Annotated in this window: 15 protein-coding genes; 8 read left to right on the top strand and 7 right to left on the bottom strand. The window is 69.3% G+C overall.

The annotated features are described in order from the left end of the window. Positions 1-6 precede the first annotated feature (6 nt). The 4 genes from gtfA (at position 7) to VXJ25_RS07755 (ending at position 8,043) form a co-directional block, all read left to right on the top strand. On the top strand, positions 7-1,500 hold the full coding sequence (gtfA, locus tag VXJ25_RS07770) for an accessory Sec system glycosyltransferase GtfA (protein WP_330958642.1): 1,494 nt from the start codon (positions 7-9) through the stop codon (positions 1,498-1,500). Then, positions 1,497-2,909 carry a glycosyltransferase family protein gene (locus VXJ25_RS07765; RefSeq protein WP_330958641.1) on the top strand — a complete coding sequence of 471 codons (1,413 nt, stop codon included), beginning with the start codon at positions 1,497-1,499 and terminating at the stop codon, positions 2,907-2,909. Before gtfA ends, VXJ25_RS07765 begins: the two co-directional genes overlap by 4 nt. A 154-nt stretch (positions 2,910-3,063) precedes the next feature. Then, entirely contained in the window at positions 3,064-6,867 is a 3,804-nt protein-coding gene (locus tag VXJ25_RS07760; protein WP_330958640.1) for an EAL domain-containing protein, read from the top strand. A gap of 102 nt (positions 6,868-6,969) precedes the next feature. Continuing rightward, on the top strand, positions 6,970-8,043 hold the full coding sequence (locus tag VXJ25_RS07755) for a GGDEF domain-containing protein (RefSeq protein WP_330958639.1): 1,074 nt from the start codon (positions 6,970-6,972) through the stop codon (positions 8,041-8,043). 18 nt (positions 8,044-8,061) lie between these two features. Here VXJ25_RS07755 and VXJ25_RS07750 read toward each other — a convergent pair whose 3' ends face one another. After that, positions 8,062-9,063 carry a LysR family transcriptional regulator gene (locus VXJ25_RS07750; RefSeq protein WP_330958638.1) on the bottom strand — a complete coding sequence of 334 codons (1,002 nt, stop codon included), beginning with the start codon at positions 9,061-9,063 and terminating at the stop codon, positions 8,062-8,064. A gap of 178 nt (positions 9,064-9,241) precedes the next feature. On the opposite strand from VXJ25_RS07750, the gene VXJ25_RS07745 reads away from it, so the two are divergent. From VXJ25_RS07745 to VXJ25_RS07735, 3 genes are all read left to right on the top strand, one after another. After that, a complete protein-coding gene (locus VXJ25_RS07745; protein ID WP_330958637.1) occupies positions 9,242-10,153 on the top strand; it encodes an AzlC family ABC transporter permease in 912 nt (303 codons plus the stop codon). Continuing rightward, the gene (locus tag VXJ25_RS07740) at positions 10,143-10,451 is read left to right on the top strand and encodes an AzlD domain-containing protein (RefSeq protein ID WP_330958636.1); all 309 of its coding nucleotides are present in this window, start codon (positions 10,143-10,145) and stop codon (positions 10,449-10,451) included. Before VXJ25_RS07745 ends, VXJ25_RS07740 begins: the two co-directional genes overlap by 11 nt. Positions 10,452-10,865: 414 nt before the next feature. Beyond that, a complete protein-coding gene (locus tag VXJ25_RS07735; RefSeq protein ID WP_330958635.1) occupies positions 10,866-11,021 on the top strand; it encodes a hypothetical protein in 156 nt (51 codons plus the stop codon). Between the two features lie 91 nt (positions 11,022-11,112). Here the strand turns inward: VXJ25_RS07735 and VXJ25_RS07730 are convergent, their stop codons facing one another. The 5 genes from VXJ25_RS07730 to VXJ25_RS07710 are packed head-to-tail and all read right to left on the bottom strand — an operon-like array spanning position 11,113 to position 16,131. Next, entirely contained in the window at positions 11,113-12,261 is a 1,149-nt protein-coding gene (locus VXJ25_RS07730; RefSeq protein WP_330958634.1) for a nucleotidyltransferase family protein, read from the bottom strand. Further along, on the bottom strand, positions 12,258-14,102 hold the full coding sequence (locus tag VXJ25_RS07725; protein ID WP_330958633.1) for an ABC transporter ATP-binding protein: 1,845 nt from the start codon (positions 14,100-14,102) through the stop codon (positions 12,258-12,260). Before VXJ25_RS07725 ends, VXJ25_RS07730 begins: the two co-directional genes overlap by 4 nt. After that, a complete protein-coding gene (locus VXJ25_RS07720) occupies positions 14,095-14,355 on the bottom strand; it encodes a PqqD family protein (RefSeq protein ID WP_330958631.1) in 261 nt (86 codons plus the stop codon). The genes VXJ25_RS07725 and VXJ25_RS07720 overlap by 8 nt, the downstream gene beginning before the upstream one ends. A gap of 4 nt (positions 14,356-14,359) precedes the next feature. After that, positions 14,360-15,091, bottom strand: a complete 732-nt coding sequence (locus tag VXJ25_RS07715) for a hypothetical protein (protein ID WP_330958630.1) — start codon at positions 15,089-15,091, stop codon at positions 14,360-14,362. A gap of 41 nt (positions 15,092-15,132) precedes the next feature. Next, positions 15,133-16,131, bottom strand: coding sequence for a helix-turn-helix transcriptional regulator (locus VXJ25_RS07710; RefSeq protein ID WP_330958629.1), 999 nt, complete (start codon positions 16,129-16,131; stop codon positions 15,133-15,135). A 284-nt stretch (positions 16,132-16,415) separates the two neighbouring features. Between VXJ25_RS07710 and VXJ25_RS07705 the strand changes: the two genes are divergently transcribed. After that, positions 16,416-17,261: an FxLYD domain-containing protein gene (locus VXJ25_RS07705; RefSeq protein WP_330958628.1), complete on the top strand. Its 846-nt coding sequence runs from the start codon at positions 16,416-16,418 to the stop codon at positions 17,259-17,261. A 78-nt stretch (positions 17,262-17,339) separates the two neighbouring features. Here VXJ25_RS07705 and VXJ25_RS07700 read toward each other — a convergent pair whose 3' ends face one another. Then, positions 17,340-18,752, bottom strand: a complete 1,413-nt coding sequence (locus VXJ25_RS07700) for an MATE family efflux transporter (protein WP_330958627.1) — start codon at positions 18,750-18,752, stop codon at positions 17,340-17,342. Positions 18,753-18,838 lie beyond the last annotated feature (86 nt).

Below are 18,838 nucleotides of genomic sequence, written 5' to 3'. Positions count from 1 at the left end.
GCGCGCATGGTCTACAGCTTCAACCTCGGAATCGGCTGGGCGTCGAGCGGCGTGGAGTACGCCCAGGCGTACCGGGCGCGGGCGTTCCGGGCACTGGGCGTGCCCGCGCGCTTCGTCTTCACGGACATGTTCCCGCAGGAGGACATAGAGCATCTCACCCGCAACATCGGCTTCGCCGACGACGAGGTCGTCTGGCTCTACTCCCACTTCTCGGACTTCCGGACTGCGCCCGTGAGCTACACGCTTGCGCAGTTCGAGGCCACCCTCGCCGACCAGGGCTTCCGCGTCACCAGGGACGGGCGGCGCGGGAGGCTCACGTTCTCTGGCAGCAAGGACTACTGCTCGCTGTACTTCGTCGACGAGGGACACGACCTGCTCCACCGCGTGGAGTACGTCTCCCGCGGCCTCCTCGTCCGCAAGGACTACTTCACCTACGGCCGCACCTACTCCGAGTACTACGCCCCGCTCGACGGCAGGGCCCACCTCTACCTGCGCCGCTTCTTCAACGAGGACGGCTCGGTCGCCCTGGAGGAGATGCCCGACGGGGCCACGACGGTCTTCCGCCTCAAGGACCGGGTGCTCTACTCCAAGGAGGACCTCGTCGGAGAGCTCGTGCGCAGCCTCGGCCTAACGGAGAAGGACGTGGTACTCGTCGACCGCACGACCGGCATCGGCCAGGCGATACTCGAGAACGCGGGCGCAGCGCGGGTCGGCGTCGTGGTCCACGCGGACCACTACAGCGCCTCCGGCACGGACGACGAGCACGTCCTGTGGAACAACTACTACGAGTATCCCTTCGACATGCATCGCCACGTCGACTTCTACGTCACCTCCACCGAGGCCCAGGCGCGCCTCTTGGAGCGGCAGTTCGAGCGCTACGTGGGGGAGACACCGCGCGTCGTCGCCATACCCGTGGGCAGCCTCGACGCGCTCTCTCGCCCCGAGTCCCCGAGGCGGCCCTTCTCCGTCGTCACCGCCTCGAGGCTCGCCTCCGAGAAGCACGTCGACTGGGTGATCAGGGCGTGCGCCCTGGCGCATGAGCGGGTGCCGGGGCTGACGCTCGACGTCTGCGGCGCGGGCGCAGAGGCCGGCCGCCTCGAGGCCCTCGTGGGGGAGCTGGGGGCGGAGGGCTACGTGCGCCTCCTCGGCCAATGCGAGATGTCTGAGGTCTACCCACGCCACGAGCTCTACCTCTCCGGCTCGACCAGCGAGGGGTTCGGCCTCAGCCTCATGGAGGCGGTCGGCTCCGGGCTCGCGCTGATCGGCTTCGACGTGCCCTACGGCAACCCCACCTTCGTCGACGACGGGGCGAACGGACACCTGGTCCCGCTCGCGGAGGGGATGCAGGAGGACGACCGCGTAAGGGCGCTCGCCGGCGAGGTCGTGCGCTACTTCCTCGAGGACGACAAGGCCGCCTTCGAGGAGAGGTCCTACGAGGTCGCGTCCGCCTACCTCACGGACCGCGTGGCCGCGCGCTGGGGAGAGGTGATCGGGGCATGACGAACGACGAGGGCATCCTGCTGTTGGACCACCTCGACGAGATGGCGGAGCTCCTCGTGGGCTCCTTCCGGCGCGCGGGCTTCGACGGGCCCGCCATCGTGCTCTCGGAGGAGACCGACCTGCCCGAGGGCGTGGAGTCCGTCTTCCGGCTCGCCGGCGAGGACGGCTCCTCGGCCCCCATCCCGGGCGCCGTGCGCGATGCCCGGCCAGAGTCCGCCGCGCAGGTGCGGGCCTACCGCCTCGCGCACGCGGGCTGGGAGCCCGGAGCGAGCCGCTTCTTCGACCAGATAGAGATGCCGGACCTCTGGGAGGTCGCCGCGGACGGCGCCTCCGGCAGGGTCCTCGACCGCGGTCGCCTCCGCGCGCGGGTCTACTACGCGCGCGGAGGCACGCCTCGTGTCGTGGGTGACGTCGACTGGCTCGACGAGGGTGGGACAGTCCGCTTCACCGACCACTACGACCTCGCTGGGCGGCTCTGCGCCCGCACGACCTTCAACGGCCGCGGCGAGCGGTTCTGCCGCACCTGGCTGGACGAGCGGGGCCGCGAGCGCGTGGTGGAGAACTACGTGACGGGCGACCTCCTCGTCGCGCGCGACGGGCGCCTGCGCCACTACGCGAACCGGGTGGAGCTCGCGGTCGACGCCCTCCGCGCCCGGGGGCTCGAGGGGCAGCGCATCTTCTATAACTCCCTCTCCACGCCGCTCTTCGTGAGCGAGCGGCTCCGGGCCCACCCGCGGGGCAACGTGCTCTTCTGGCAGGAGCCTCCTCGCGACGACATACCGGGGAACATGCGGATGATCCTCGAGGGCCGCTCGCGCACGAACGAGGTCCTCGTTCAGGACGCGCGCAGCTGCGAGAGGCTCCTCGCCCTCGGCGCCTCTGCCGACTACGTGCGCCCGCTCGGCTTCGTCTACGGCTTCGAGCGTAAGAACGCCGGCTCCGACGAGGTCCTCATCTGCACCAACTCGGACCAGGTCGCGTCCCTCGAGGCCATCGTGAGGGGCCTGCCGGAGATGCGCTTCCACATAGCGGCTGTGACGGAGATGTCGAGCCGACTCCTCGCCTTCGGGGCGGAGAAGAACGTGCTCCTGCACCCCGTCGCCTCGCGTGAGGTGCTGGCGCGCCTCTTCCGCACGTGCGACTGGTACCTCGACGTCAACTACGGGACAGAGGTTCGCTCCTCCGTGAGACGGGCGTTCCTGGCCGACCAGCTCGTCCTCGGCCTCAGGCAGACCCTGCACCGGCCGCGCTTCATGTGCCCCGAGCATGTCCTCGATGACGCCGAGGCGCTTGTCGCCCTGATGAGGAAGCTCAGGGGCTCCAGGGGCCTCCTTCGCCGGCACCTGGACCTGCAGCGCAGGGCTGCCCTCTCCGAGGGGCCGGAGGCCTATCGGCGGCTCTTCCGCTAGGGGCGTGGGGCAGGCGCGTGACCAACTCCTCCCGCGCCGGATTTGCTTTTTCGCCCTCGCAGGAATAAAACGAACACGTTGCCGAAACGGCCCGGCCCTGCTGACAAAGAACGCGACGCCCTTGGCCATGGCTTCGCTCTGTGAGGGGAAGGTCATGTCACCGCAGATAGATGCGAACAGGTATACCAACGAGATGCTCTTCGAGCTGCTCGAAGTCCTGCCTGTCCCCATGTACGCCTACGCGCCGGATGGGGACAGGTACGACCCCATCTACATGAACCAGCGCTGCCTCGACATGCTGGGCGCCGCCTCGCTCGACGACGCAATCGCCTTCTACGAGGGCAGCATGCGGAACTTCTTCCTTTCGTCGGACCTCGGCCTGGTGCGCGACAGCACCCTCCGTGCGCTCGAGTCGGAGGGCGATCGGGTGGCCTACGAGTGCCACATCGCGACGATGGACCATCGCATCTGCCTTGCCCGCGTCCTGTCCGAGGCCCGAACCACCACAGACGGCCACCGCATCGTCGTCAACCTCGTGGTCGCCCTCGGCGCGAGGCCGGAGACCGTCGACTACGAATCGTCGGACCCGGTGACCGGGCTCATCAACATGCACTCCTTCTTCCACGTCATGCGCAGGTGGAGGAAGCACTTCTCGCCGGAGGGCGACGGGTCCGAGCTCGCTGTCATGTACCTCGACGTGGTCAACTTCCAGTCTATCAACATCCACGACGGCATCGAGGGCGGGGACGCGTTCCTGAAGGCGGTGGGCGACCACCTGAGGATGCTCTTCCCGGCGAGCGCCGTCTCCCGCTTCGACGTGGACCACTTCGCCCTGCTGATGCACGCAGACAACCTCGATGCGAAGGCGGCGGTGGCGCGGGACATGGTGCTCGCGCTCGCGCCCAAGGGGGTGAGCGCGAGCATCGGCGCCTGCGTCTGGCAGGACCACGGGCTGAGCGCCGAGACGATCTGCGGCCGCGCGAAGATCGCCTGCGACGTGGGCAAGCGGCGTCCGCGCGGCCCGCTCTCCCTCTACACGGACGAGATGGGAAGGGACCTCGAGGTCTCCGAGTACGTCGTCTCCAACGTGGAGGGCGCCGTCAGGAACGGCTGGATCCACGTCTACTACCAGCCGATTATCGGCTCCGTCTCCGGCGAGATCTGCGGCATGGAGGCGTTGGCTCGCTGGGACGACCCCACGAGGGGTCTCCTGCAGCCCTCCTCGTTCGTCGAGCCCCTCGAGGACTCCCGCCTGATATGGGTGCTCGACCTCTGCGTCATCAGGCAGGTCGTCACGATGATCGCCGACCGGAGCCGGCAGGGGCTGCCGGAGATTCCGGTCTCAGTGAACATCTCGCGGGTCGACTTCTCCTGCTGCGACGTCTTCTCGGAGGTGGAGTCACTGGTCGAGGAGCACGACATACCCCGTCGCACGCTGCACATCGAGGCCACGGAGAGCGCCTTCGCCTCTGAGGAGGGCGAGATTGTCGAGACGCTGGCCCGCTTCAGGAAGGCAGGCTACGAGGTCTGGATGGACGACTTCGGCAGCGGCTACAGCTCGCTCAACCTCCTCAAGGAGTACGACTTCGACGTCCTGAAGCTCGACATGGCGTTCCTGCGCAACGACACGCCGAGGTCCCGGGCGATCATCTCGTCGGTGATCTCGATGGGCAAGAAGATCGGCGTCCGCACCCTCGCCGAGGGGGTCGAGACGCCGGAGCAGGCGGACTTCCTCAGCATGGCGGGCTGCTCGATGATGCAGGGGTACCACTTCGGGAGGCCCCTGCCCTTCGAGGAGACCCTCGAGCGCAACCAGGAGCGCGGCTTCGTCGTCGAGGACGCGCAGCACAGGGCCTACTACGAGGCCGCCGCGGACGTCGACTTCCTCACGGACGCACCCCTCGTCCTCTACGACTTCCACCGGAGCCACTTCCGCATCCTCCAGACGAACGCCGCCGCCCGCCAGATGTTCATCCACTACGGGCTAGAGGACGCCCAGCAGTTCGAGGACGCGGTCAACGATTGGAACAGGTCGTCCAACAACGCGCTCGACTACGCCATGAGCTACGCCGACCGCACGGGGAAGGCGGGGGAGCAGGCCATCACCTTCTCCGGCAAGGAGATGCTCTTCCGCTTCCGCTCCCTCGCCCACATGGAGGGCCACAGCCTCATCGTAGCGAAGTACTTCGACGTCACCGAGCGCTTCGCCGAGATAACAAGCCTGGCAAAGTCGACGACGAGCATCCTCGAGTTCTACCGCAACGTCTTCAGCCTCGACCTCAAGCGCCAGACCATCCGCAGCCTCAGGTACGGCAACAACCTGTCGGGCGGGCTCGACAAGGACTTCGTGCCTCTGCGGGGCGCGGACGGCAGCTACAACGACCTGCTGCCGAAGGTCCTGGACGTGGACGAGGCCCGCTACCGCACCTTCCTCGACCCCGACACGCTCGAGGGCAGGCTCGCTGAGGTGCGAGGCGGGGTGCTGCGCAGCATCTTCCGCACAATGGACAGGGACGGCGGCTTTAGGTGGATGGAGCACATGCTGGTCCTGCTCCAGGGCTCCGACGGGACCCAGGCCCTCTACGGCATCCGCCCGCTCGACATCCAGGACCTCGAGCGCGAGCTCTCGAGCGCCAACGACAACGCCGTCGCCGCGCAGTTCAGCAGGGACGAGGGCACGGGGGGCATCCTCTGGGACAGCCTCATGGCGCACACGCCCCTGAAGCTCTTCTGGAAGGACAAGGACCGCAGGTTCTGCGGGGCGAGCAGGTCCTTCCTCGACTACTATGGCCTCGACTCCGTCCACGACCTGCTCGGCAAGACGGACGACGACCTCAGGTGGCACCCGATCGAGCAGGGCTACCGGGACGCGGAGCTCGAGGTCCTCAGGCATGGGCGCATGTCCCGCGACGTGCCCGGCAAGTGCATCGCAAAGGGCGCCAGCCACGCGATCCTGGCGACGAAGTGGCCCATCTACCGCGACGGGCGGATCGCCGGCCTCATGGGCTACTTCCGCGAGGACCCCGCCGCCGAACGGCGTCCGGACCCTCGCGGGACGGAGGCCGGCGGCGTCTGCGAGACGGGCAGGTTCATGGACGACTTCCTGTCCTACGAGATCGACTACGAGCTCAACCGCAGCCCCTTCGGCATGGTGAGGGTGAAGCTGCCCGAGTTTCCCCGCATCGCCAAGGAGTGCGGGCCGGAGGCGGCCTCGCTCCTGGACTCGGCCTGCAGCTCCGCCATCCTCGAGCTCGTCGGCAACCGCGGCAGCGTAGCACGCCTCTCCACGGGGTGCTTCGCCATCCTCGGCAAGTACCGCTCGCGTGCAGAGATCCTGGAGCTCGGGGAGAAGGTCCGCAGGGCCGTGGAGTCGATCCACAGGGTCGGGGCCTACGACCTCACCATCTTCGCCGACGTGCGCGTCATCTACGCGGAGGCCCTGGACGACTTCGTGAAGAAGCTCAACCGCTCGCTGGTGGCGGGCGACCTGTCGGGCGCCACCGACGCGGGGAAGATGTCCCGGGGGGCAGAGCGGGGCTTCCGCGCCCTTCTCGACTCGGCGCCCTTGGGTTGCTCGGTCCTTGGACCGGACCATACCGTCCTGTACTGGAACCACGAGGCCGAGCGGCTCCTTGGGGTCCCCTCCGAGGAGCTCCTCGGGTGCAGGTGCGCGGACCTGCCCCTCGGCTGCGTCGACGCCGACGGCGACGAGGTCCCGGAGAGCCGCACGCCGACCGCCATAGCGCTTGCGACCGGTAGGCCCTCGAACGCGCAGCTGCGCGCCCACACCAAGACCGGCGGAGACGTCCTTCTCCGCGAGGTGGTGCTACCCATGAAGGACAACACGGGGAGGATCCGGGAGCTCGTCTCCCTCTTCGCGCCCGTCGGGGAGCGAAGCGACGCAGCGGAGCGCAAGGCGACTGGGCCGGACACGCGGGGCGAGAAGGACCGGCGGTAGGTACCTAAACGACGACGTCGCGCCCCGTCCGCGGAAGCGCACGGCCGACAAGCGGCCGCCGCGCGAGTCGGAGGGACGTGCGGGAAGGGGGTTATCCAGGACATGGCTTCCGCAAGGAACGGCCGGCACGAGGCATGGAGTATGACGTCCGACGAGCAGTGGCGCCAGATTCTTCCGTCGGTGACGAAGGCGAACCGCCGGAGCGTCAGGGTGGTCTCCGTCGCCTTCTCGCTGATGATGCTCATCTGCATCCTCATCTCGAACTTCAGCAGCAAGATGAGCAACGCCCTGCCCCTCTACGTCGTCTCGCTGGGGTGCTCCATCGCGATGTACGCGATCGCCTCCAAGGTCGACGATGGGGACGAGCGGGCAGTCAGCGTCCTGACCTACGTAACGATCAGCGGCCTCCTCCTCTACTCCACGATACTGGGGACGCTCTTCAACTCCGACCAGATGGCCGCCTCCTTCCCCGCCTTCGTCCTCGCCTCGCCCCTCCTCTTCATGGACAGGCGAAGGCGGCTCGTCACCTGCATCGGCATCCACACCCTGTTCTTCGTCTGCATGGCGCTCGCATTCGACAGCCCTCGCTTCGTCGTGGACGACGTCACCAACTCCTGCCTCTTCTCCGCGGTGAGCGTAGGCATCAACTCCTATCTGCTCAACGTGAAGCTCAAGCACGAGTACGCCCAGGCCAGGCTCTCCGAGCTCAGCTGGATCGACCTCCTGACGGGGGTCAGGAACCGAAACTCCTACGAGAGGGCGCTCGCCGGCCTGGGATCGAGCTGCAAGCTCTCCCTGACCTGCGTGTTCGCCGACCTGAACGGCCTCCACGAGCTCAACGAGGAGAGCGGGCACTCCGTGGGAGACGAGCGTCTGAAGTGCGTCGCAGCCATGCTGAGCTCGGCGTTCGGCGGCGACGACACCTACCGAATCGGAGGGGACGAGTTCGTGTCGTTCTGCCGGGACCTCGACGCGGCCGCCGTGACGGCGAAGGTGGCCGCGGTGCGAGCCGAGACCGAGGCGGCGCACTGCCACGTCTCCCTTGGCGTCTCCACCGCGAAGGCGCCGGGCATCGACGTCGACGAGCTGGTCAAGCTGGCCGAGAGGCAGATGTACGAGGACAAGCGCCGCTACTACGAGCGGACCGGCTTCGACAGGAGGGGCAGGAGGAGCTGAGCGGGCGCGTCGGGGCGGCTATCCCAGCTCCCGGACGAGGTACTCCGAGAAGCGCCGTGCCGCGAGCGGCAGCGTCGCGGAGTCGCGCCATCCCAGCGTTATCGTCCGACGGGGCTCCTCCAGGATGGGGCGCACCTCCACGCCGGCCTCGAAGCCCACAAGCATCATCTCATACAGAATCGTGACGCCCAGGCCCTGGCGCACCATCGCCAGGATCGAGTAGTCGTCCGTGACCTCGTAGCACACGTGCGGAGAGAGGCCCGCCTGCGCGAAGGCGTGCAGGGTGACCGACTCGCGGCCCTCGTCCAGAAGGATGAACGGCTGCTCGGCGAGGTCCGCGAGGGAGAGCACGTCCTTCTCTGCCAGCGGGTTTGCGCGCGGCACCACGGCCATCATGCGGTCGGTGCCGAGGGGGCGGTACTCGAGGCCGGCCGACTCCGCGTCCGTGAGGTTGGTGAAGCCCAGGTCGCACGCGCCGGTGCGCACCCACTCCGCGATGGAGGTGTACTCGCTCTGCCTGAGGTTGAAGCGCACCGAGGGGTAGAGCCTGCGGAACTCGCGCATGGGGCGTGGCAGGAGGTTCCTGCTCACGCTGGTGAAGGTGCCGATGGTGATCGTCGCGCTGCCAAGGCCCAAGACCTCGCGGCGCTTCTCGGCCAGGGCGCGCTCGTCGCGCGCGACGGCCTGCAGGTAGGGCATGAACTGCCGGCCGTCCTTGGTGAGCGAGACGCCGTCGCGGCCGCGCTCGACGAGCGTGCAGCCCAGCTCCCTCTCGAGCGCCTTGACGGTCTGCGAGACGGCGCTCTGCGTGTAGCCGATCCTCTCGGCGACCTTGGTGAAGCTGCCCTCCTCGACCACCTCGACGAAGATAGCGTAGCGAGAGAGGCGAGCGGGGGAGGCGTGCGGGCTCACCGCAGCCGTGATGGGCGATCCGGGCGCCGCCGCCTCGAGCTCCCCCGGGGCGCCGGGCTCCCGCGTCACCGCCCGCCCCCCGTCACGGCCGGTCGTCCTTCTCGCCATTGGTCTTCTCCCTCCGTCGCGGACGCCCCAGCTCTCGTGCGCCCGACCCGACGCCCGCGCCCCTGCTTTGCATAAGTATATCTACACAACCGATAAGAATCATTCGTTTTACTTATGCTCGCATCTGTTGCTTAATGGGCACGACGGGAAAGACGCACGGAGACGGGCGGTGGTCGAGATGGGGACCTCTGAGGGCGGGACGCTTTCTGCAGGCACGCTCGCGGGCGGAGAGGGGTGCGCCCACCTCCGCGGGACCCTCGCTCTGCTCCACGGGATCGCCGCCCGACACGGCGGCAGCCTGCGCGAGGGGCTGCGCGACGGCATACCCATCGCCCTCGGCTACCTCGCCGTGTCCTTCTCTCTCGGCATCGCCGCCCGCAAGGTGGGGCTCGACGCCGTCCAATGCTTCTTCGCGAGCCTGCTCAACAACGCGTCGGCGGGCGAGTTCGCCGGCTTCGCCGTGATCGGGGCCGGTGGCTCGTTGCTCGAGATGGCCGTGGTCATGCTCGTCGCAAACGCCCGCTACCTCCTCATGGGCTGCTCCATGGCGCAGCGCTTCGCGCCGGGGACGCCGCTTCTCCACCGCGTCCTCGTCGGCTTCGACCTCACCGACGAGCTCTTCGGCATCGCTATCGGCCGCCCGGGGCAGGTCGACCCGTACTACAGCTACGGCGCCATGTCGGTGGCGCTGCCTGGTTGGGCGTTCGGCGGCGCCCTCGGGGTCATCGCCGGCAGCGTCCTGCCGGAGCGGGTGGTGAGCGCCCTCTCCGTCGCGCTCTTCGGCATGTTCCTCGCGATCATCGTGCCGCCCGCGCGCAAGAACCGCGCCGTGGCCGCGGTGGTGCTCGGCGGGTTCGCGACCAGTGCGCTTGTCGCCTGGGCGCCGCCGCTCTCGGGCGTCTCGGAGGGCACGCGCACGATCGTCCTCACGGTGGCGCTCTCCGCGCTCGCAGCCGCGCTCGCGCCGGTGGGCGAGGAGGAGGGCGCTGGCGTCGCAGCCGCGGCCGACGCATGCGGCCCCGGCGCCCCGACCGAGGCCGACGCGGCTGCCCCCACAGCCCCGAGGCGGGAGGTGCGCCGTGCGGCCTAGCGTCCTCGCCTACCTCGCGGTAATGTCGGCGGTCACCCTCGGCACCAGGATCTTGCCGCTCACGCTCATCCGCCACCCCATCTCCAACCGCTTCCTGAGGTCGTTCCTCTTCTATGTGCCGTACGTCACGCTCGCTGTGATGACCTTCCCGGCCATCCTCACCGCGACGGACTCGCCCCTGGCCGGCGCCGCCGCGCTCGCCGTGGGGATCGCCGCCGCCTGGATGGGCGCGAGCCTTCCGCAGGTCGCCGCAGGCTGCTGCGGAGTGGTCTTCGTGCTGGAGCTGCTGCTGGCGTAGGGCAAGCCGGATTGGGGTCCCACGCGCTAGCCTTCCCTGCGACGTGACGCGCGAGACGCGGCTCGCGAGCCCGCCATTACGAGCCGTCGGCGTGAGCCCGTCATCCTTATCGCGCGCGAGTTACGCACGGCTGAACTGGCATTTGCCAAAACCCCAGGATTGAGGGATCCATAAGGGGTCCGGAACTCAGCCGTGCGTAGTTTTTGGGAGCGACTCCGTCGCGAAACCTCCGCGAGACGCCGAGTCTGGGCGAACGGCTAGAATCATCAGTGCTTAGACGACACCCGCCAGCCCAAGGGGGCGCGCGGGAGGGCACGCACGTGTGTCAGGCAGTCTTCAGGCAACCCTCATTCAGTCCTCGGGGGGTCCTCAGGCAGTCCTGGCGTCCAAGCGCCCATAAGAGGGGAGAAGAGCATGGAATCGGAGACATCGCCGGTAGAGGTCCACGAGGCATACGAGGCGCCGCGTGCGGAGGTCGTGCGCGTCGAGGCGAGCGCCCAGTGCATCGACACGAGCGTCCTCATCGACCCCAACCCCAGCGGCACCATCGACCCCGGCGACATCGGCTAGCGCCCGCACCCCTTCGCGGGAGCCCCAAGTGCCGCTCCTGCCCCTTTATGCGCTCGCGCCTTTCAGCGATCGCCCGGTCCTGCGCCCGCGCCTAGTCGCCCGGGCGCAGGACGTAACGGAGCTCGCGCGCGATCTTCTCGCGCTTTGCGACGGCTCCGCGGAGGATCCTGTAAGGGTAGAACAGCGGCAGCAGCCAGCGGTGCCGGTCGATGACGGCGTGCTGCGAGAGGACGAGCCCCGGCGCGGGGAACAGCCGCGAGAGCAGGTAGCGGGCGCGCCTGCCCTGCTCGGTGCCGCCGCCGGCCCTTCTCGTGGCGTTGGCGTAGAAGTGCCGCTCCGTCCCGTAGGTGCCTGATTCGAGAAGGTAGCGCAGGTCAGCCGCCTCCCGCCCCGTCAGCGCCGCGAGGGCTGCCGCCACGTCCGCGCCGGGGGAGAGCAACCTCTCCGCGAGCGAGCGCATGTCGGACTCGAAGCTGGCGGCCCCCATGCGCGCGAGCTCGCTCGTGGCGCGCCCGTGGTCGATCGCGTCCTGGTACTGCCCGGGAAGGCAGTCGAGCACGTAGAGGTCCGCCAGCGTTCGCAGGCCGCAGCCGCCCTGCGAGAAGTGCTTGTGCATGTGGGCGACGACGAGGACGTACTGGTCCGTGGGCAGAAGCTGCCACTCGCGCCCGCTCGCCGGGACCACGCGGTCCCAGACGTCGGCGAAGCCCTCCGCGGCCCTTCTCGACGTGTACTCGGGGAACAGCCCCACGTGAAGCTCCATGTTGCAGACCGGCGGCTTGAGGTACACGTCCTCGTTGCCCTGCTCGAAGCAGTCCACCTCGTAGCCAAGCCCCTCCATGAGGCAGCGCACGGCGCGGCGCGTGACCGCGTCCGGGCATCTGAAGAGCAGGTCGTTGTCGGCCATCTCGCGCGTGGCCGGGTCGGGGTAGAGCCCCGCGACGACGATGCCCTTGAGCGGCACGTAGTCGACTCCCAGCCCCGCGAGGCCCGCGCAGACGGACTCGCGCTCGACGCCCATCAGGGCCTGACGGTAGCACGCCCCGTCGTAGGCGCGCCTCCAGGCCTCGTCCGCACCCTGCACGGCAATCGCGGCCGAGGCGGCGAGCGATCCGACGCCATGCGCCCGCGCGAGCTCCAGCACCGCGGGCTGGTCCATCGCCGCCAGCTCCTCCGGCTCCGGCACGCGCCCGTTGAGCGCCAAGCCCATCAGGCGGAGAAGGGCCTCCGTCTCCCTCATTCGCATCCTCCCAGCTCTATGGTCCTGTCGCAGGCCTCCGCGGCCTGCCTGCGGTGCGTCACCAGCACGATGGTGCGGCCGCCGAGCGCGCGCAGGTTCTGCAGCACCCGTCCCTCGGTCGCGCGGTCGAGCGCGCTCGTGGCCTCGTCCAGCACGACGATGGGGTGCCCCGAGTAGACCGCCCGCGCGATCGCCAGGCGCTGCTGCTGGCCCCCGGAGAGCCCGGCCCCGCGCTCGCCCAGCTCGGCGTCCAGGCCCCGCGGCAGGTCTCGCACGAACCCGTCGGCGCAGGCCACCTCGAGCGCCTCCCAGACGCGCGCGTCGTCGGCGCCCGCACCCTCGCCAAAGGAGACCACGTCGCGCACCATGCCCGCCATGAGCGCGTCGTCCTGCGGCACGTACGCAAAGAGCCCGCGCCACTTTGCCCCGTAGGCGAGCGATCTGCCGTCGCACCACACGAGCTCGCGGGTGCCCGTGGCCGGCAGGTAGATGCACATGAGGAGCTTGAGCAGCGTCGACTTGCCGCAGCCGGAACGCCCCACGAGGGCCACGGCCTCTCCGCGGCGCACCTCCAGGTCCGGGAAGGCGAGAAGGGCGTGGGCGCCCGCGGCGCCCGGGCCTACGGCGGCGCCTGCATGCCCCGGGTCCTTCTCGCCCGGCAGGGCACGCCGGCACGCCGCGCCGTACGAGAAGCTCAGGCCGGAGAGGCGGACGGAGGAGAGCCGGCCGTAGGCCGCGGCCACCTCCGCGGCGCCGGCCACGGGGCCGCCGAAGGCGTCGGGCCAGGACTCGACCTCCATGAGCCGTTCGGCGGAGGCGAGCATCGCATAGTAGCGCGGCAGGTAGCCCGAGATGTTGGCGAAGGGCCCCTGCACGAGCGCCACCAGCTGCGCCACGACCATCAGCGTGCCGTAGCCCATGGTCCCCTGCAGGAGGCGCCAGCCGCAGTAGCAGACGCCGAGCACGTACGCGCCGTCCATGGCAGCAGCGAACCCCGTGTTGCACAGGTTCGAGAACGCCGCGCGCCGGAGGCGGGCCTCGCGGTGGTCCCGCATGAGCGCGCGGGCGCGCTCGCCCACGAGCGCCTCGCGGACGAAGGTGTGCACCACGAGCAGCCCCTGCAGGCAGTCGAGCGAGAAGGACCTCACGCGCCCCGCCGCCTCCTGCTGCGCGCGGTGCAGCCCCTTCATGCGGCTGCGGAAGGCGGTCGCGATGGCGCCGAGCGCCACGCCGCCGCCGACGAGCAGCACGGCGGACTCGGGCACGATGGCCACGAGCATGCAGATGGCGCCCACGAGCCTGACCGACGTCCCGGCGATGCCCGGGACGATGTCGGCCACCCCCTCGGCCACCACGCGCGCGTCCGACCACATGCGGCTGAGCCACTCGCCGCTGTGCAGCGTCGCGTGGAGGCCCAGGTCGCAGCTGCAGGCTGCGTCGAGCACGCGGGCGCGGTGGCGCTCCTCCAGGAGCGAGCGCGTCCGCTCGGCGAGCCAGCGGGAGACCGAGCCCAGGCAGACCTGGCAGGCGAGAAGGACCACGAGCAGTGCTGCGGCGCGGCCGAACCCGGCCTGATCGGAGCCCGTAGCGCGATCCACGACCGCGCCGAGCGCCCAAGCGACGGAAAGCCCCAGCGCCGACTGCGCGACCGACGCGACGAGGATCGCCCCCACCCAGCGGAGGTCGGCGCCTGCGACCGAGACGACCCACCTGAGGGTCGCGCCGTCGCCGCCCGGCGCGGGGCCTCCGAGTGCGGGGGAGCCCGCGGGCCGCGGGTCCTTCTCCGCCCGCGGGTCCTTCTCCGCCCGGGCGTCGCGCACGCCCTCCCTGGCCTCACTCATCCAGGAAGTCCGCCACCTGGCGCAGGAAGGCGGCGACGTCCTCGCGCGCCTGCCCCTCGCCGATGCCGTAGCGCTCGACCAGGGCGCGCGCGAGCTCGTCTTCGGTCCGTCTCTCCCCGAGGAGCCCCCAGAGGTAGGCGCCGGAGTCGTTCAGGCGCACGAAGCCGTGGAAGTCCCTGGTCGCGGCGCCCGTGGGCACCACGAGGTGCTGGCTCCCCAGGTCTCGCAGGATGAAGTCCTTCCTTGCCCTCACGGCCCTACTCCCCATGGTCCCAGTCGTCCCTTCCGCTCATCGCCCCATACGAAAGCCGCGCCGCCTCGTCAGAGATCGTGCACGTGAGCTGCCAGGACGGCACCTCGCGGACCAGCTCGCCCACGAGGCCCAGCCACGCGTCCGTGAGCGCGGGGTCGCCCGGCGGGTCCAGCTGGGCGAAGAGGCGGTCCGTCTCCTCGCGCTCGCCCAGGGGGCGGATGGCGTTGCCGCCCCCGCGCACCAGGAAGCAGAGCCCCGCGAGGGGCACGTCCATCCTGGTCTGCCAGTTCTCCTTGCCCGCCCACGGCGCCGCGCACGCGAGCCACGCGCCGTCGCGCCTCCGCAGGATGGGCTTGTCGCCGTTCACGACGCGGGCGCGCCCGCCGAAGTGGCGCATCCAGAGCCCCACGTGCGTGCTCTTGCCGGTGCCGCTCGGCGCGGCGAAGGCGTAGGCCCTGCCGTCCACCGCCACGACGGCGGCATGGAGCAGCAGGCACCCATAGGGGAGGAGCCCCAGCGCCACCCGGTGCAGAAGGCCGCTGTGGAGGTACTCCTCGTCGGGGCGGCCGGGGGCCACGGTTCGCGCCCACGTCTCGTACGACGCGTCAGGCCCCACGGAGAAGAGCGCGGGCTCGCTGGTCTCATAGGGCGAGAGCGCGCGCGTGACCGAGACGGCGCCCTCGGGGTAGCCCACCTCGAAGGGCACCCCAGCGACGCAGATCACCATGGACGCCACGCGCATCCCCTCTTCCGGCCGAACGACACGATGGGCCTATGTTAGCCCGTCGCCTCGGCCTGCGCGAGGAGCTTCCTCAGGAAAGCCTTCCATTCTCGCACGAGCTTCTCCGGCCCCACGATGGAGACCATCGTCCCCATGCCCGCGACCCAGCCGAAGAACTGATCGGACTTGTAGACCTTCACCTGCGCGAGGACGGTGCCGTCTTCGCGGGTCGAGAAGCGCGCGGCGGAGCCGAAGCGGTCGGTGATGATCTCCGTCTTGTCCGGCCTGACCGCCAGGGTCGCCACGAACTTCTCGCCCTTGAAGCGGCCGAAGGACTCGTAGGTGCTCTCCTCGTAGCGGTAGGCGCGGATCGTGTCGTTGGAGTCCGCCGGCACGTCGGTGACCCGCACGCGCCCGATGCGGTCGACCCTGAACTCGGCGATGCGCCGGCGCTGGCCGTCCCAGGCGGTCAGGTAGTAGAAACCGCCGTCGTAGACCACGTCGAGCGGCGTCACGTGGTACGGGCGCCCCTCGTGGGTGGGCTCGAGGCTCCCGTCCGGGCGGCGCCTGAAGTAGGGGAACGCGACCTGGCGGCGCAGCCTCATGGCCTCGTGGATCGCATCGATGCTCCCGAAGACGCTCTCGTTGCGAGACTTGATCCGGCCCACGACGTGGATGCGCCTGTCGAGCTTCTCCTGCTCGAAGTTGTTGGCGAGGGTCTTGACGTTTAGGACCAGGAGCTGGGCCTGGCGGTCCGTGATGGCCCGGCACGACTCGATGGCGTCGACCATCAGCATGAGCTCGCCGAGCGAGAAGTCGGGGCGGGCGAGCGCGTACTCGACCGGGTGGCGCTCGTAGGTCCTTATGTCCACGTCGAACTCCCTGAGCGCCGCGATGTCCGAGTAGACGCTCTTGCGCTCCGCAGAGATGCCGTAGTCCGCGAGCCGGCCGATGAGCTGCGGCATCGTGAGGCCGTGCTCCGCGTCGGTCTCCTCCTGGAAGATCTTGAGCAGGTAGAGGATCTTGAGCTTCGACCTCGATCCATTGCCAGGCATGGAGCCTCCTCGCCTCGTGCGCGCCGCGCCGGGCGCGCCCCGAGGCGCGCGTCCGCGCCACCTCGTGCGACCCCGTCGGACTCGACCGTTCGCGCCGTACTTCGGACCACCATAGGCCAATTCAAGCTCCCTGAAAGACCTGACCCATAAACGGTACTGTACGCGCCGCAGGACAGGCAAGCCGCCTTCCCTCCCTACGATGTGCGACAAGGACCGCGGCGAGGCCGCGGCGGGAGCAGGGGAGGCAGACCATGGATAAGGACGTCATGCTTTCAGTGTCACCGATGGCAGGAGCGACCGCCGAAGTAACGCAAGGAGCCCGGAGCGGCAGGCACGAGAGGTCACGCAGGAGGCGTCGCGGCCCCCTCGCCCTCGCGACCGTCCTCGTGGCGGCCGCCATCGTCGCCATCGCCTCGCTCGCAGGCTGCTCCAAGGAGGAGGAGAAGCCCTTCGACCCAGCGAACTACGAGGACGCCGACTACGCGGCGGTCGCCCGTAGCCCGGAGGACTACAAGGACAAGATGCTCCACTTCGAGGGCAAGGTCGTGCAGGTGGTCGAGAACGGCGACCACGAGACGGTACTCAGGGTCGCCACGAGCGTCGACGGGTACCAGGACGTCTACTACGTGACCTTCGACCCCGCGGTGATACAGGGCAACCACGTCGTCGAGGGACAGTACGTCGGCGTCTACGGGCGCTGCACGGGACAGGTATCCTACCAGTCGGCGCTCGGCGGCCAGGTGTCGATCCCCGGCGTCAAGGCGGACTCCATCGACGAGTCGGTCAAGAGTCCGCAGCAGACGCAGGTCGAGGCGATGCAGTCCCTCTTCTCGGACGTCACGTGGGAGAAGGTCGACGTCTCGGGATACGGCAACTACGAGTACGAGGCGACCGTGAGCAACACGACCGAGAACGACTACAGCAACGTCTCCCTCGTCCTCGGCGTCTACGACGCAGGCGGCACGCGCATCGGGGAGACCTACGCCAGCACCAACTCCTGGGGTGCGGGGGAGTCCGTCAAGTTCGACGCCTACCTTGACTCCAACATCTCCGAGGCGGCGGACTCGGTGAAGGTCGAGGTGCAGGGCTTCAACATCGGGTCCGACTACTACTCGCCGAACGCACAGTAGGCCACGGACGCGCCCCGCGGCGGGCGGGTTCTCAGGCCCGCCGCGGAGGCCGCCACGGAGACCGTAGCCGTACCGCGCTCAGCAGGCCTCGCGCTCACCCTCCGCGAGGCCGCCCTTACCGGCGCCGGCCTCGTGCTCGCCCCTTGCGAGGTCGCGCAGGGCCGAGGCGGCCATGGGGAGCGCCACCAGGAAGGTGATGACGTCAGTCACCGGCTGGGCGAGCTGGACGCCGAGGAGCCCGAGCAGGGGCGGCAGCACGAGCACGACGGGACCGAGGACGAGGCCGAGCCGGCAGGCGCCGAGGACGGTCGCGCGCCACATGCGCCCCATCGTCTGGAGCAGGAAGTTGGTGATCATCGCGGTGCCCGTGATGGGGAGCGTGACGCTCTCGACGCGCAGGGCGAGGGTGCCGATCCCTATGACCTCCGGGTCGCTGGAGAAGAGGCCGACGAGCTGCGGCGCGAACGCGAACGAGAAGACACCCATGAGGGCCACGGCGACGAACGCCGTCCCCACGGAGAAGCGGTAGCCCTCGCGGATGCGCCCGTATATCCTGGCGCCGAAGTTGTACCCGATCACCGGCTGGAAGCCCTGGCCGATGCCGATCTGTACGTAGTTGCCGATGCCCGCGATCCGCTGCACCACGGCGAGGGCGGCTATCGCGGCGTCGCCGAACGGGCGAGCGGCGCCGTTCAGGAGGGTCGTGGCCACGCCGAGCATGCACTGGCGGACGAAGGAGGGGAGGCCGCCGTTCACTATCGTCCTCAGCGCGGAGCGCGTCGGCCTTCTCAGCCACTTGGGCGAGAGCGGCGTTATCCCCACGCGCTGAATCTGCCACACGAGGATGGAGAAGCTCACGAACTGGCAGACGACCGTCGCGATGGCGCTGCCCGCGATCCCGAGGCCGGCGCCATAGATGAGCAGCGGCTCGAGCGCGATGTTGAGCAGGGCGCCCGTGACTATGGCGATCATGGAGTGGAGCGCCTCCCCCTCGAAGCGCAGCTGCATGTTGAGCATCAGCGAGCTGCACATGAAGGGGGCGCCGAGCAGGATGATGCCCACGAAGGTCTTGGCATAGGGGAGGATGGTCTCGGTGGAGCCAGCCAGGCGGCAGATGGGCTCGATGAGGACGTTGCCCACCAGCGCGATGAGGGCGCCGATTGCGAGCGTCCAGACGAGGCCGTTGGTCGCCATCACGCAGGCGCGCTCCCGCTGCCTGGCGCCGAGGTAGCGGGAGATGGCGTTGCCGGTGCCCTGCCCCATGCCGAAGCCCACCGCCTGGATGGCGGTCATGACTACGAAGGAGATGCCTATGGCGCCCTCCGCCGAGGTGCCCAGCGACCCCACGAAGAAGGTGTCGCACAGGTTGTAGAGGCTCGTCACGAGGTTCGATGCGATCGAGGGGGCGGCGAGCGAGAGGATCAGGGGCCTGATGGGCTCCTCGGTCATCTGCCGGAACTTCTCCGTAGCGTTGTCATGTTGGGTATCCATGCAATCGATGGTAATGCGGGGCAAACACCACGCGTCCCGCGATGCCCGCCACCTCAAAGTGGACATACGCCGGATGCGACCATAAC

The sequence above is a fragment of the Olsenella absiana genome (assembly GCF_036408855.1).
GTDB classification, from domain to species: domain Bacteria; phylum Actinomycetota; class Coriobacteriia; order Coriobacteriales; family Atopobiaceae; genus Olsenella_K; species Olsenella_K absiana.
The sequence above is the reverse complement of the archived record's forward strand: the minus strand, read 5'-3'. Positions and strand labels throughout refer to the sequence as shown.

Bases quoted from the DNA above. Each gene is read 5' to 3' on its own strand.
- gtfA (WP_330958642.1), top strand. From the start codon at position 7: ATGGTCTACAGCTTCAACCTCGGAATCGGCTGGGCGTCGAGCGGCGTG.
- VXJ25_RS07765 (WP_330958641.1), top strand. From the start codon at position 1,497: ATGACGAACGACGAGGGCATCCTGCTGTTGGACCACCTCGACGAGATG.
- VXJ25_RS07725 (WP_330958633.1), bottom strand. From the start codon at position 14,102: ATGAGTGAGGCCAGGGAGGGCGTGCGCGACGCCCGGGCGGAGAAGGAC.
- VXJ25_RS07755 (WP_330958639.1), top strand. From the start codon at position 6,970: ATGGCTTCCGCAAGGAACGGCCGGCACGAGGCATGGAGTATGACGTCC.
- VXJ25_RS07735 (WP_330958635.1), top strand. From the start codon at position 10,866: ATGGAATCGGAGACATCGCCGGTAGAGGTCCACGAGGCATACGAGGCG.
- VXJ25_RS07730 (WP_330958634.1), bottom strand. From the start codon at position 12,261: ATGAGGGAGACGGAGGCCCTTCTCCGCCTGATGGGCTTGGCGCTCAAC.
- VXJ25_RS07745 (WP_330958637.1), top strand. From the start codon at position 9,242: ATGGGGACCTCTGAGGGCGGGACGCTTTCTGCAGGCACGCTCGCGGGC.
- VXJ25_RS07710 (WP_330958629.1), bottom strand. From the start codon at position 16,131: ATGCCTGGCAATGGATCGAGGTCGAAGCTCAAGATCCTCTACCTGCTC.
- VXJ25_RS07700 (WP_330958627.1), bottom strand. From the start codon at position 18,752: ATGGATACCCAACATGACAACGCTACGGAGAAGTTCCGGCAGATGACC.
- VXJ25_RS07705 (WP_330958628.1), top strand. From the start codon at position 16,416: ATGGCAGGAGCGACCGCCGAAGTAACGCAAGGAGCCCGGAGCGGCAGG.
- VXJ25_RS07750 (WP_330958638.1), bottom strand. From the start codon at position 9,063: ATGGCGAGAAGGACGACCGGCCGTGACGGGGGGCGGGCGGTGACGCGG.
- VXJ25_RS07760 (WP_330958640.1), top strand. From the start codon at position 3,064: ATGTCACCGCAGATAGATGCGAACAGGTATACCAACGAGATGCTCTTC.